Genomic DNA, 12,542 nt, shown 5'->3' with positions numbered 1-12,542 from the left:
AACAGTGTGGCAACAATTACAAAAGGAGAATATTGATTCAATGAAAATAGACAGACTTGTTAGTATGATTATGATACTTCTTGATAAAGAACGAATAGGCGCACAGGAGTTAGCGGATATGTTTGAAGTTTCACCTCGCACAATTTACCGTGACATAGATACAATCAATATGGCAGGCATTCCCGTTCGCTCCACATCGGGAGTGGGTGGCGGTTTTGAAATTATGGAAAACTATAAACTTGATAAAAAGGTTTTTTCAAACGCTGATCTATCTGCTCTATTAATGGGACTTTCCAGTCTTTCAAACACAGTGCGAGGCGATGAATTGGTAAATGCCCTTGCAAAGGTCAAGAGCTTTATTCCTGCCGATAAAGCGAAAGATATAGAATTAAAAGCAAATCAAATTCACGTCGATTTAAGCCCTTGGATGGGCAACAGAAATATAGGACTGTATTTGGAAACAATCAAAACAGCATTACAGGAAAGCAGATTGGTTTCGTTCCAATACTCCGCTCACCGCGGAAATAAAACTGAACGAGTAGTAGAGCCGTACCAGCTTGTACTCAAAAACAGCCATTGGTACTTTCAAGGGTACTGCCATATGAGAAGCGATTATCGCTTATTCAAACTATCTCGCATATCAAACCTTCAAATGCAAGTGGAAACTTTTATACCACGAGATTATCAGAATCCGATTTTGGAATTTTCTGATGTTTTAGAAACAATACAAACTAAAATTAAAATCCGTATTCATAAAGCTGTAATAGATAGGGTTCTTGATTATTGTGCTTATGAAGAATTGACTCCCGATGGCGATGAGCATTACATTGTATATTTCCCTTTTATAGAAAACGATTACTATTTTGATATTCTTCTTAGTTTTGGAAATAAATGTGAGTGCTTAGAGCCGTTACACATCCGTGCAGAAATGAAGCGTAGAATACACGATATTGCTATCTTATATGAAAAATAAAATATAGTAAATTGCACCGACTCATCGTCCTTATGCAAGGATTGACTGGGCTATTTTGGGGATGTGATGAAAAGAACAATCCGAATCCCTTAGTCAGGGTTCGGATTGCTCTACAAATTGGAGCTTGTTAAACTAATCTCATATATAAAATCGGGTAAGGATTTCCTTGCTCGTCTATGTCAGTTCTCTTATAAACCTGAAATCCCATGTGTTCATAAAAGCCTTTTGCTTGTGGATTTTGTTCATTAACTCCTAATTCATTTATAAAATAGTTTTCAATACCATATTGCAAAAGCTGTTTTCCTAATCCTATTCCTCTATATTGATGGGAAATAAAAAGCATTTCCAATTTTCTTTCTTCAATTCCCATAAATGCAACAGGCTTATTTTCACCATTAACTGCAACAATCAAATGAGCTATTGAGTTCAAAGCTTGTGGAATATACTTCGCAATATTTTTAATCTCCGAATCAGATAAAAACAAATGTGTTTCTCTAACCGATTTATCCCAAACCTCAAGTAATTGCTCTGTTAGTATTGGGTTTATTTCGTTAACTTCAATCAGTTTCATATTTAAAAGTTCCTTTCAAATTCCTGTTTGTCGTTATCATACCATATGCATTATGGTTCTTCCAGCATCCTTTTGCAAGGATACTCTGGACGATTTTGGGGATGTAGTAAGGTGTTCCGATCATTCATGATGGTGTTTACATCAGAAAAGTAAGGAGAGCAGCTCGTGCCACTCTCCTTACTTTACAAAATGATTCCGCTATTCTTTTTCGCCCTCAGGCCCGGATTCTTTTCTAATCTGCAATACGATGCCATCATCTCCAGAGATAAAAAACTCCTCCGTTTTTTGCTGTGCGCGCTGAAGCAGCGATATCGCGTCCGTCACATCATTGAACAGCGAATCGTACATTTTTTTGTAGTCTGCCATGCAATTGACCTCCTAAGATTATTTCGGCGGCCACCGTTGTGTGGTATTGAAACTCTGAAAGAGCTGATTGTCAAGTTGTTTTTGAGCTTTACTCAAATAAAAATCATTGCTCGAAATTTATTAACCGAGATGAATGAACACACCGTGTGCCTTGCTACGGTGTGATTTTTTATGTCTCGAAGGAGGTGAACTTTCAAATGTTTATATGGGACTTTGTCCTTGGAACCGTGATGGATCAGATTATCGAATGGTTCTACGGACAAGTGGTCGGCTTTCTTGCCGATTTTTTTGCACAGATGGGCGACATGGGCGTGGAACTATTTGAGATGAACTGGGTACAGTCCATCGTCCTGTTTTTCTCTTATCTGGCTTGGGCTCTGTATGGGACCGGGCTTGTGGTGTCGGTGTTTGAAACCGGCATTGAGTACCAGCACGGCCGAGGCAGCATAAAGGACGCCGCCTTAAACGCCATCAAAGGATTTATGGCGGTGTCCCTTTTTACCATCTTACCGGTGGAGCTGTTCAAACTCTCGGTTAATCTCCAGAGCAGCCTCACGGCAGGAATCACCGGCTACGGCAGCAGTTTCGGCGACCTTGCGGGAAACATCATTGCAGAGCTTGGCAGTTCCACAGATATCGGCGGTGCCATGGGCTCCGGCGTATTTGGAGGGCTGTCGGGCATCACAAACCCTATCATGATGCTTTTCCTGATTATCATGATGGGATACTCGGTCATTAAAGTGTTTTTTGCCAATTTAAAACGTGGGGGCATTTTGCTGATCCAGATTGCCGTAGGCAGCCTGTATATGTTTTCCGTTCCCCGCGGTTACATTGACGGATTTACACAGTGGTGCAAGCAGATCATCGGTCTGTGCCTCACCACATTTTTGCAGGCAACCATCCTTGCCGCAGGGCTTATGGTCCTGAGAACCCACGCCCTGCTGGGGCTTGGGCTGATGCTTTCCGCAGGGGAAGTGCCAAGAATCGCTGGAGCTTTTGGGCTGGACACCAGCACAAAGGCCAATGTGATGAGTGCCGTGTACACGGCGCAGGCCGCTGTGAATACCACCCGAACTGTGGTGCAGGCGGTTGCACCGAAATAACGCAGAAAGGAAAAAGACCATGAAATTGATTTATATGGCGTCCCCCTACGCCGGGGACATCGAAAAGAATACCGCGTTTGCCAAGAAAGCGTGCCGCCATGTGATGAACGAGGGGCACGCTTTTTTTGCGCCCCATTTGCTATACCCCACCATTCTGGACGAACATCAGCCGGAACAGCGTCAGCTTGGGCTTGACATGGGAATCGCCATGTTGTCCCGTTGTGACGAGTTATGGTGTTACGGCGACCATCTCTCGCTGGGAATGCACCTTGAAATCGAGGAAGCAGGCAGGCTCGGAATCCCGGTACGCCGGGTAACGGAACAGGAAAATGGCTTTGCCATAGGCAGAGTAAAAAACAATGCACCGGCCGAGGCTCCCGAACAGGCTATGAGGATGGTCTGATGATGACGATGGGGAGCCTCTTCGATGGGATCGGAGGCTTCCCGCTTGCCGCTGTCCGCAACGGCATCACCCCCTTATGGGCAAGTGAAATCGAATCCTTTCCCATTGAAGTGACAAAAATCCGATTCCCTGAAATGCTCCATGTCGGGGATATCACAAAACTTGACGGAGCGGCACTGGCTCCTGTGGATGTCATCTGCGGGGGCAGCCCATGCCAGGACCTGAGTGTGGCTGGGCAACGTGCCGGACTTGCCGGGGAACGCTCCGGTCTATTCATGGAGCAGACTCGGATCACGAAGGAAATGAGAAAATCAGATGAACAGCGAAACGTACCAGCTCACCTTGTTCGACCTCGATACCTCGTTTGGGAGAATGTCCCCGGAGCCTTCAGCTCCGCAGACGGCGAGGATTTCAGGGCGGTCATCGAGGAGATCGTCCGCATTAAGTACAGTGCCTGTGATGTGCCTCGACCTGAGTCCGGGCGCTGGGAATCTGCTGGGGCTGTCATATTGGGAACTGAATTCAGCTTGGCTTGGCGTGTCTTGGACGCTCAATTCTGGGGAGTCGCCCAGCGCCGCCGTCGCATCTTCCTTGTCGCAGATTTTGGAGGCACAACCGCACCCGAAATACTATTTAAGCAAGACGGCCTGTTTGGGGATATTGCGGAGAGCGGAAGCCAGGGGCAAGGAGCTGCCGCCCCAGCTCAAGGAGGCACTGACGATACAGGCGGAGCTTGCCTGACTCCATGGGATGTACAGAGCCGCCGCATCTTTGAGGAAACCGGAACATGGCCCGCTCTCTATAGCGGCGAAGGCGGCGGGCATGGATATATACAGACAGAAGAAAAAACAGCGATAGCCTTTGCTGCCAACCAGCGTGATGAAGTACGGGACCTCCACGATGTAGCCGGAGCCTTGGGCGCACAACCCGGCATGAAACAGCAGACCTTTGTGGCAGATTCTGAAAAAATCAGCACCTTTCATGTCAACCAAAGGGATGAGGTGATTGACCTCAATGGAATATCAGGCGCCCTGCTGGCAACCCGCAATATGCAAATGCAGACGTTTGTCACCCAGCAACCGCTGATATGTTTAAACGATCATGGCGGAGAACGCATGGATATCACTGAAGAAGTAACGCCTACTCTCCGTGCAGGCATGGGAGGCCATCCTCCCCTTGTATCCCAGCCGAACTGTCTGAATGGCTGGGATACCCAGCAAAGCCGTGTGTTCACGCCGGAGGGTGTGGCACCCACTCTTGCCGGAGCGGACGGCGGCGGCGGAAGAAACCCGGCAGGACTTCTGTTTGCGGCAGGAGTTGTCAGCAAGGGTGACGGGGACTGCTTTCTCACTCCGGAGGTTCATACCTCCATCACCAGCGGCGGCGGTCAGGCCGGACAGGGCTATCCCTGTGTGCTTACCGCAGGATTCTGCGGCAATGCCAGTGCCGAAGCCAGAGGAATCGGTTATCAGGCAGAGTGTTCACCCACTATTAAAACGGGTACTGCTCCATCGGTGCTCTGCCTTAACGATCAGGGCGGCAGCCAGATGCACTGCACCGAGGACATCACAGGTACGCTCCGCGCCCAGGAGCATGGGCATCAGCCACTGGTCATGGCGACCCAGCAGGGCGGCGCAGAAATCGGCGTCGGCGTCTGCCCAACCATTACGGCCAGCGCGGGCATGAGCGGAAACAACCAGCCGGTGCTGTTTGATAACCACGCCAAGGATTGCAGATATAACGGACCTTTGGAGGTAGCCCCTACCGTAACATCGACTTACGGTACCGGCGGCAACAATGTCCCGCTCGTGGGAAGTCCCATTTTGCAGGAAACCATCTGCATTGCCGGTAACACCATCGACCGAGAGCCGGAAAACGGCGGGAACGGATTGGGCTGTCAGCCGGATATCAGCTATACCATTACCACCAGCGACCGCCATGCGGTATTCAGCCGCCAACGGGGCGATGAGTTTTCTGAAAATGATGTGGTAGCCACACAAAGTGCAAGGCAGCATAAGGATGCCACTGATCTCATTTGTCAGCCTGAAATATTCGGCCAATCACAATATGGCAACTATGCAGAGGGCTGTACTACCCTGCGTGCCCAGGGAGGTGACAACGGAGGCGGAAGCGAAAATCTTGTAAAAGAGAATGGGCGCAACCTCATCCGCAGGCTTACCCCTCTGGAATGTGAGCGGCTCCAAGGCTTCCCCGATGGCTGGACGCTGATACCGGGGGCATCGGACAGTGCCAGATATAAGGCACTTGGCAACAGCGTAGCGATACCGTGCGTGGACTTTGTCCTCCGGGGTATCGCATATTTTTTGCAAAAAATCCATGAGGAACAGGAGGAATAGCTCCCATGTATATGTACCCTGACAACTTGAAATCAAAGGCTACCCTGTGGCTGTGGGAACTGCGGGACATCGGAATCATCGGCATCGGATGCCTGATTTCTGTCTTTGCCCTTTCCCAGCTCGGCTGGCTTCCGCCCATCGTCCTGACGGCGCTCTATGCCTTTTTATCCATACGTTTTGAGGACGTGAGTATCCTCGATTTTATCCGCTATGCCGCCTCTTTCTTCTTCGGCAAGCAACAATCCTATGAATGGAGGGCATGAATATGAACAGAAAAAGGAAACAGGAGGCAAGGGAGAAAGCCTCCACCCGCCAGCTCATCGGCATCGAGGACATCACAGGCTACAGCCTTGTAACTCCCCACGGTGATCTGGTATTTTTTATTGTTAAACCCACCAACATCAGCGTCCTGTCCGATTCCAGCATTGGGGCAAGGATTTATGCCCTTATGAATGTGCTTAAGGGCATCTCCGATATTGAAATGCTGTGCCTTAACAGCCGTGAGAACTTTGAGGACAACAAGAGCTATCTGAAAGCCAGGATGGATGCCGAGCAAAACCCTGTCATCCGAAAGCTGCTGGCACAGGACACGACCGCCCTTGACCGTATGCAAGTGCAGATGGCAACAGCGCGGGAATTTTTAATCATCATCCGCCTGCGTGGAGAAAAAGAAAAGGACGTAGGACCCTACCTCTCCCGCATCGAAAAGAGCCTCAAGGATCAGGGATTTACTGCGCGCAGAGCCGGTGAAACCGATATCAAGCGCCTGCTTGGAGTCTACTATGAACAAAATGTCACCACTGAAATGTACGAGGATTATGATGGGGAACGCTGGGTAATTCTCGGAGAATAAGTAAAATTCAATCAACGGCCGTAGGGAGATACCTTGCGACCAAAGGCATGGAACCTCCCTCGGCTGGACAGGAGGTATTTTTTCATGCCTAAAATCAGAAAAACAAAGGCTGATATTTCAACTGTAGAGCCGAAAATCAAGGATTTCCTTGACATGATCGCACCGGGCATCGTCAAGTTCAATACGGATTATTTTATATGCGGCAACACCTATCGGTGTGTCTGGGCTCTCCGTGAGTACCCTACCGCAACCGATGAGCAGGCTATCCTGCGCCATCTTGGGGAAAAGGACGGCGTGACCCTGCGCATCTACACCAGACAGGTAACGGCGGCCGAGGAAAAGAGAATCATTCACAACGCCGCCAACAAAAATCGCATGGATAAGAGCAGCACCAATGACCTCCAGCAGACAGTCACCGCCGAAAGCAACTTGCAGGATGTGGTCACACTGGTATCCTCCATGCACCGAAACCGTGAGCCGCTCCTCCACTGCGCTGTGTTTCTTGAGCTTTCAGCGAACAATTTGGACGATTTAAAACTCCTCCAGACCGATGTTCTGACCGAGCTGGTCCGCTCAAAGCTCAATGTGGACCGGCTCATGCTTCGCCAGCGAGAGGGCTTTCTATCGGTCGGCCCTGCAGGACGAAATGTGTTCGGCAGCCAGTTTGAACGGGTTTTGCCCGCCAGTTCGGTGGCAAACCTCTATCCGTTCAATTACTCAGGCAAGACCGACCCCCACGGTTTCTATCTTGGCCGGGATAAATTTGGCTCAAATATCATTGTGGACTTTGATAAGCGTGACGATGACAAGACGAATGCGAACATTTTGATCCTCGGCAACTCCGGCCAGGGCAAGAGCTATCTTCTCAAGCTCATCCTCTGCAACATTCTCGAATCGGGCAAGGCCGTCCTGTGCCTTGATCCGGAACATGAATACATTGACCTCGCGGAGAACTTCGGCTGTTTCATCGACCTGATGAGCGGGCAATACCGAATCAATCCTCTGGAGCCTAAAACATGGGATGAAGGAGGCAGCCCGGAGGATACCGATGCGCCCCAGGCATTCCGCCAGTCCACCAAACTCAGCCAGCACATTTCCTTTCTCAAGGATTTTTTCCGCTGTTATAAGGATTTCTCCGACCGCCATATTGACGCCATTGAAATCATGCTGGGCAAGCTGTACGAAAAGTTCGGCATCAGCGACCACACCGATTTCAGGAGCCTTGCAGTCACAGACTATCCCATCCTATCTGACCTTTACGCTCTCATTGATGATGAGTTCAGGGAATATGACAAAACCAAATATCAGCTCTACCCACAGGAACTGCTGCAGGAAATTCTGCTGGGGCTCCACTCCATGTGTATGGGTGCTGAGAGTAAATTCTTCAACGGCCACACCAATGTGACCTCCGACCGCTTTATTGTATTTGGCGTCAAGGGGCTGCTGCAGGCCAGTAAGAATGTCAAGAACGCCCTGCTGTTCAATGTGCTTTCCTTCATGAGCGACAAACTGCTGACCGAGGGGAACACTGCCGCCTCGATTGACGAGCTGTATCTGTTCCTGTCCAATCTGACTGCGATTGAGTATATCCGAAATTTCATGAAGCGTGTGCGCAAGAAGGAGTCGGCTGTTATTCTGGCATCTCAGAATTTGGAGGACTTCAATATCGAAGGCATCCGAGAGCTGACGAAACCGCTGTTCTCTATCCCGACCCATGCTTTCCTCTTCAACGCCGGAAACATCGACAAGCAGTTTTATATCGACAGCCTGCAGTTAGAGGAATCCGAATACAACCTAATCCGCTTTCCCCAGCGTGGTGTGTGCCTGTATAAGTGCGGTATTGAGCGGTATAACCTTGCGGTCCATGCCCCTGCCTACAAGGAAAAGCTGTTCGGAAAGGCGGGTGGCAGATGATGAAGAAGGGAGAAAAAGTCATGGACAGAGTTCAAAATCAGAAAGAAAACAAGGCGGGTATCCTCGATGATATGCTGTCTTTTATCCGCTACACTCCGAACCGGGAAGCGGATATTTTAGCTTTTATGGAGAAGTACCAAAAAGCGGACCACGAAGAACGCCCTGCTATTTTGGGGCATCTTCGGTGCTGTATGGACGGAAAGGAATACCCCAACCCTTACGCCCGAGGCTACCATTATACGCCGGAGGATGTGTCCCTCATGGGAAAGCTTCTGGATGAATACATCGATGACCTCATATCCGCAGAAGGTGATCCTGCCGCTATCTCCGAGTGTGTACGGGATACGGTTTTGAAAATCAATGCGCTCAATGAGGAATGCGGACAGTACCTGATTGATACTTGGCGCAGGGAACGGCTGTGTGGATTTATCAACTCTGCTGCCCAAACAGCGGGGCTGTCACAGGAAAAAGACCTTACCCTGCAGCACAGGATGTGGTAAAGGCGGTGGGTAAATGGAGATACAAGGTCAGAATTTCGGGATTGAAATTGAAATGACCGGGATTACACGAAGCCGCGCCGCCGAGGTGATTGCCGAACATTTCGGCACGACAAAAGAATATGAGGGCAGCTTCTACGATGCCTATTATGCCTGTGACAGCCAGCGGCGCAAATGGAAGGTCATGAGTGACGGCAGTATTGACTGCCAAAAGAAAGACGGCCGCAGAAAAATCAGCGCCGACAGGAATTACAGCGTGGAGCTGGTCAGTCCCATCTGCCAGTACCAGGATATCGAAACTGTGCAGGAATTGATTCGTAAGCTCCGGGAAGCCGGAGCATTTGTGAATTCCTCCTGCGGTATCCATATCCACATCAATGCCGCCCCCTTTGATGCTCCAAAACTCCGCAATCTGGTCAATATCATGGCGGCCAAGGAGGATATGATTTATAAGGCATTAAAGGTTTCCAGGGGCAGGGAAAACAGCTACTGCCAAAAGATTGACCCTGCCTTTTTAGAGCGGATTAATCGGCAGAAACCCACTACCCTCGACCAACTGAAACGTATCTGGTACAACGGCAATGATGGCAGCCGTGAGCATTATCACCACAGCCGCTACCACTGCCTGAATCTGCACAGCGTGTTCCAGAAAGGCACGGTGGAATTCCGTGCTTTCAACGGTGACCTCCATGCAGGAAAAATAAAAGCGTATGTACAGTTCTGTCTGGCCATGACTGCACAGGCACTCAACCAGCGGTCGGCAAGCCCGGCAAAAACGCAATCCACCAATGAAAAATATACCTTCCGGGTGTGGCTTTTGCGCCTCGGTATGATTGGGGATGAATTTAAAACGGCCCGCAAGCATCTGCTGGATCACTTGGAGGGCTGCATCGCATGGAAAGACCCGGCACAGGCCCAAAGGCAAAAAGAACGGCTGCGGCAGAAGCGTGAAGCGGAGCGGTTACAGGAGCAGAGGCCACCGGAAGAAGCTATGCCGGAAACTGTAATGGAAGCGGAGGATGAACAGTCCTCCGCTTTTACTATGTCAATGTAAAGGAGATCGTATGAAAAACAAACTGTATATTGCCTATGGCAGTAACCTCAATCTGCCGCAGATGGCGCAAAGATGCCCCACCGCCAAGGTGGTTGGGGCTTCCGAGATCAAGGATTATGCCCTTGTGTTTCGGGGCGGCAGGCACGGTGCGGTGGCTACCATTGAACCTTGTGAGGGCTCTTCTGTCCCTGTTTTGCTGTGGAAGATCACCCCGAAGGATGAGGCGGCTCTCGACATTTATGAAGGGTTTCCCCGATTTTACGACAAAGAAACCATAGAACTCCCGCTGGACGGAAAGACTGTTTCAGCCATGGTCTATGTCATGACTCCGGGACACCGGCTGGGCTATCCCTCCGATTATTATTATAATACCATCCATGACGGCTACGAAACCGCGGGGTTTGATACCGCTGTTTTGGAGCAGGCAATCGATTATACCGAGCAGCTCATGGAAGGTGAGCCGGAACCGGAACAGCAAAACCTGTTCGGCTTTGGCGGCTTGAAATGGTGGTGATGGCATGGCAGATCCCGCTACCATTACAGCTATTGCAAAAGCCGCCGCTGCCGCACTCTCGGATGAACGAATCCGAAAAACCATCGGCTGGATCATTGCCGCCGTCCTGTCCCCGCTCATTTTAGTTATCGTACTGGTCTGCTCCCTGCTCTCCGGCACCACAAACCACAACAACACAGCCGTAGAGCTGTGCTTTCATGGCGGTGTGATTCCAGGGAGTATGCCTGCGGATTACAGAGGGCACATCGGGGATATGCGGCAGAGCTTCACCCTAATAGACGGTGCCATATCCACAGTGAACACAGAGATGGAGGACGGCCACAGCCTTGACGATTACCGAGTCAAGGCTATTTTTTATTCTCTGTTTTTCGGTGCGGAGTCTCCCTCCCGCTTGGAACACCGGCGATATGTGGACTGCTTCGTCACTTACGAGGAACGCACCCGTACCGTGGAAAACGATGACGGAACAACCTCGGAGGAAACTTATACCGTGGCTGTTCCCATTTCCTCTCTGCCTGCCATCTACAACAACATCAGGTCACTGTTCGGCAGGGCCATCACTTATGACGATCAAGCCAATGCCAACGAAATCTATTACCGTGCTTTATACGGCATCGGTGCGCCCGCCGAGGATGACGATTCCACCATGTGGGAGAATTGGACTCCAGACCAGCTTGGCGGTTTCTTTTCTGACTTGCCTGTAGGTGAGGTGGGCGCTGAAGCTGTCCGCCTCGGTCTTTCCCGCCTTGGAGATCCCTACTCCCAAGAGCTGCGCGGACAAGGAAGTTACACCGACTGCAGCTATCTTGTACAGTGGGTGTACAAAAAACTGGGGGTAAACCTCCCCGGTACGGCTGCGGCGCAGGGCAAATATTGTGTGGACAATGGGCTGACCATTCCTAAATCAAGCCTTGCTCCCGGTGATTTGGTGTTCTGGAGCCACAAGCCCAACGGCCGTTTTATGAATATCACTCATGTGGGAATCTACGCCGGGGACGGCAAGGTGGTGGACGCTTCGTCCTCCAGAGGACAGGTCGTCTACCGGGATTTATTCGATTCCGGCAAACAGGTTCTGTACGGCAGGCCCTATGCAGACACACAAAAATCCTCTGCCAGCGGATTTGTTTCACCGCTGGGGAATGGATGGCGCTCCATGGTGACCTCCGAATTCGGCGGCAGGACAGACCCCCTCACAGGGGAATGGGCGGGACATACCGGCCTTGACCTTGGCGCCTCCAAGGGTACCACTATCCGCTCGGCAAAGGCGGGAACGGTGAAAACGGTGATCTATGGAAGCACGGGCTATGGTTATTATCTGACCATTGACCACGGAAATGGAATGGTCACCTTATACGGACACTGCTCCCAAATCCTCGTCCGTGAGGGACAGACGGTCAAGGCCGGGGAAACCATTGCAAAGGTGGGTTCCACCGGGCGAAGCACCGGTAACCATCTGCACTTCGAGGTGAGAGTGGGCGGTGTGCAGAAGAATCCGAGAAACTATTTGCCGTAAACCGGCTGATTTTTTCTTTCTGTTTTGCGGCGCTAACACCCATAAAAAATCAAAGGGAGGACACTCAATATGAAAAAAGAAGCCATCACCATACAAATGGATGCCGAAAAACTCCGTGCAGTCAAACGCTACATGGAGAAGAAAGATGCGGACTTGGAACAGGAGCTTGGCGACTCATTACAAAAGCTCTATGAAAAATACGTTCCTGCTTCCGTCCGGGAATACATTGACGAGGGGTGCGATGATACCCCTGCTGCTACAACTTCAGTTAAAAAACAGAAAGAGAAAAACAAAGCATCAACCGCTGTCGATAGCGATTCGGTAAATGCAACACCTTAAGACTCGCACCCGTCCACCAGCGTTGCCCCCTGTCCGCCCCTGTGTGGGCTTTTGCAGGGCTGGGCGACAGGTTTACCCACAGCAC

The 12,542-nt window shown here is 50.3% G+C and carries 14 protein-coding genes; 12 read left to right on the top strand and 2 right to left on the bottom strand.

Annotated elements, in window-relative coordinates; translation table 11 throughout:
• Positions 1–40: 40 nt before the first annotated feature.
• Complete coding sequence (locus ACQGQ5_RS04955; RefSeq protein ID WP_455735466.1) at positions 41–973, top strand: helix-turn-helix transcriptional regulator; 933 nt, start codon at positions 41–43, stop codon at positions 971–973.
• A gap of 127 nt (positions 974–1,100) precedes the next feature.
• Here ACQGQ5_RS04955 and ACQGQ5_RS04950 read toward each other — a convergent pair whose 3' ends face one another.
• Both ACQGQ5_RS04950 and ACQGQ5_RS04945 read right to left on the bottom strand, forming a co-directional pair.
• A complete protein-coding gene (locus tag ACQGQ5_RS04950) occupies positions 1,101–1,544 on the bottom strand; it encodes a GNAT family N-acetyltransferase (protein ID WP_455735465.1) in 444 nt (147 codons plus the stop codon).
• A 198-nt stretch (positions 1,545–1,742) separates the two neighbouring features.
• Positions 1,743–1,910 carry a hypothetical protein gene (locus ACQGQ5_RS04945; RefSeq protein WP_455735464.1) on the bottom strand — a complete coding sequence of 56 codons (168 nt, stop codon included), beginning with the start codon at positions 1,908–1,910 and terminating at the stop codon, positions 1,743–1,745.
• 197 nt (positions 1,911–2,107) lie between these two features.
• Here ACQGQ5_RS04945 and ACQGQ5_RS04940 point away from each other — a divergent pair, with 197 nt between their 5' ends.
• The 11 genes from ACQGQ5_RS04940 (at position 2,108) to ACQGQ5_RS04890 (ending at position 12,457) form a co-directional block, all read left to right on the top strand.
• Positions 2,108–3,013 (top strand): conjugal transfer protein TrbL family protein, encoded by a 906-nt coding sequence (locus tag ACQGQ5_RS04940; RefSeq protein ID WP_455735463.1) that lies wholly within the window; start codon positions 2,108–2,110, stop codon positions 3,011–3,013.
• Positions 3,014–3,032: 19 nt separating this feature from the next.
• Positions 3,033–3,416, top strand: a complete 384-nt coding sequence (locus ACQGQ5_RS04935; RefSeq protein WP_455735462.1) for a DUF7768 domain-containing protein — start codon at positions 3,033–3,035, stop codon at positions 3,414–3,416.
• Positions 3,416–5,773, top strand: a complete 2,358-nt coding sequence (locus ACQGQ5_RS04930; protein WP_455735461.1) for a DNA cytosine methyltransferase — start codon at positions 3,416–3,418, stop codon at positions 5,771–5,773. Before ACQGQ5_RS04935 ends, ACQGQ5_RS04930 begins: the two co-directional genes overlap by 1 nt.
• A gap of 5 nt (positions 5,774–5,778) precedes the next feature.
• A complete protein-coding gene (locus ACQGQ5_RS04925) occupies positions 5,779–6,036 on the top strand; it encodes a hypothetical protein (RefSeq protein ID WP_455735460.1) in 258 nt (85 codons plus the stop codon).
• Positions 6,024–6,626 (top strand): hypothetical protein, encoded by a 603-nt coding sequence (locus tag ACQGQ5_RS04920; RefSeq protein ID WP_449291310.1) that lies wholly within the window; start codon positions 6,024–6,026, stop codon positions 6,624–6,626. Before ACQGQ5_RS04925 ends, ACQGQ5_RS04920 begins: the two co-directional genes overlap by 13 nt.
• A gap of 84 nt (positions 6,627–6,710) precedes the next feature.
• Positions 6,711–8,540 carry a VirB4 family type IV secretion system protein gene (locus tag ACQGQ5_RS04915; protein ID WP_455735459.1) on the top strand — a complete coding sequence of 610 codons (1,830 nt, stop codon included), beginning with the start codon at positions 6,711–6,713 and terminating at the stop codon, positions 8,538–8,540.
• A gap of 20 nt (positions 8,541–8,560) precedes the next feature.
• Positions 8,561–9,040 carry a hypothetical protein gene (locus ACQGQ5_RS04910; protein WP_449291312.1) on the top strand — a complete coding sequence of 160 codons (480 nt, stop codon included), beginning with the start codon at positions 8,561–8,563 and terminating at the stop codon, positions 9,038–9,040.
• Between the two features lie 13 nt (positions 9,041–9,053).
• Positions 9,054–10,091, top strand: a complete 1,038-nt coding sequence (locus ACQGQ5_RS04905; RefSeq protein ID WP_455735458.1) for an amidoligase family protein — start codon at positions 9,054–9,056, stop codon at positions 10,089–10,091.
• Between the two features lie 10 nt (positions 10,092–10,101).
• Positions 10,102–10,605 carry a gamma-glutamylcyclotransferase family protein gene (locus tag ACQGQ5_RS04900; RefSeq protein ID WP_449290680.1) on the top strand — a complete coding sequence of 168 codons (504 nt, stop codon included), beginning with the start codon at positions 10,102–10,104 and terminating at the stop codon, positions 10,603–10,605.
• A gap of 4 nt (positions 10,606–10,609) precedes the next feature.
• A complete protein-coding gene (locus tag ACQGQ5_RS04895) occupies positions 10,610–12,118 on the top strand; it encodes a peptidoglycan DD-metalloendopeptidase family protein (RefSeq protein WP_455735457.1) in 1,509 nt (502 codons plus the stop codon).
• A 69-nt stretch (positions 12,119–12,187) separates the two neighbouring features.
• A complete protein-coding gene (locus ACQGQ5_RS04890; protein ID WP_455735456.1) occupies positions 12,188–12,457 on the top strand; it encodes a DUF6103 family protein in 270 nt (89 codons plus the stop codon).
• The last annotated feature ends 85 nt before the right edge of the window (positions 12,458–12,542 follow it).

This window comes from Caproiciproducens sp. (genome assembly GCF_053840905.1).
This window is presented reverse-complemented; position numbering and strand designations above follow the sequence as displayed.

Excerpts from the sequence above, each read along its gene's own strand:
- ACQGQ5_RS04955 (WP_455735466.1), top strand. The coding sequence starts at position 41 with ATGAAAATAGACAGACTTGTTAGTATGATTATGATACTTCTTGATAAA.
- ACQGQ5_RS04950 (WP_455735465.1), bottom strand. The coding sequence starts at position 1,544 with ATGAAACTGATTGAAGTTAACGAAATAAACCCAATACTAACAGAGCAA.
- ACQGQ5_RS04945 (WP_455735464.1), bottom strand. The coding sequence starts at position 1,910 with ATGGCAGACTACAAAAAAATGTACGATTCGCTGTTCAATGATGTGACG.
- ACQGQ5_RS04940 (WP_455735463.1), top strand. The coding sequence starts at position 2,108 with ATGTTTATATGGGACTTTGTCCTTGGAACCGTGATGGATCAGATTATC.
- ACQGQ5_RS04935 (WP_455735462.1), top strand. The coding sequence starts at position 3,033 with ATGAAATTGATTTATATGGCGTCCCCCTACGCCGGGGACATCGAAAAG.
- ACQGQ5_RS04930 (WP_455735461.1), top strand. The coding sequence starts at position 3,416 with ATGATGACGATGGGGAGCCTCTTCGATGGGATCGGAGGCTTCCCGCTT.
- ACQGQ5_RS04925 (WP_455735460.1), top strand. The coding sequence starts at position 5,779 with ATGTATATGTACCCTGACAACTTGAAATCAAAGGCTACCCTGTGGCTG.
- ACQGQ5_RS04920 (WP_449291310.1), top strand. The coding sequence starts at position 6,024 with ATGGAGGGCATGAATATGAACAGAAAAAGGAAACAGGAGGCAAGGGAG.
- ACQGQ5_RS04915 (WP_455735459.1), top strand. The coding sequence starts at position 6,711 with ATGCCTAAAATCAGAAAAACAAAGGCTGATATTTCAACTGTAGAGCCG.
- ACQGQ5_RS04910 (WP_449291312.1), top strand. The coding sequence starts at position 8,561 with ATGGACAGAGTTCAAAATCAGAAAGAAAACAAGGCGGGTATCCTCGAT.
- ACQGQ5_RS04905 (WP_455735458.1), top strand. The coding sequence starts at position 9,054 with ATGGAGATACAAGGTCAGAATTTCGGGATTGAAATTGAAATGACCGGG.
- ACQGQ5_RS04900 (WP_449290680.1), top strand. The coding sequence starts at position 10,102 with ATGAAAAACAAACTGTATATTGCCTATGGCAGTAACCTCAATCTGCCG.
- ACQGQ5_RS04895 (WP_455735457.1), top strand. The coding sequence starts at position 10,610 with ATGGCAGATCCCGCTACCATTACAGCTATTGCAAAAGCCGCCGCTGCC.
- ACQGQ5_RS04890 (WP_455735456.1), top strand. The coding sequence starts at position 12,188 with ATGAAAAAAGAAGCCATCACCATACAAATGGATGCCGAAAAACTCCGT.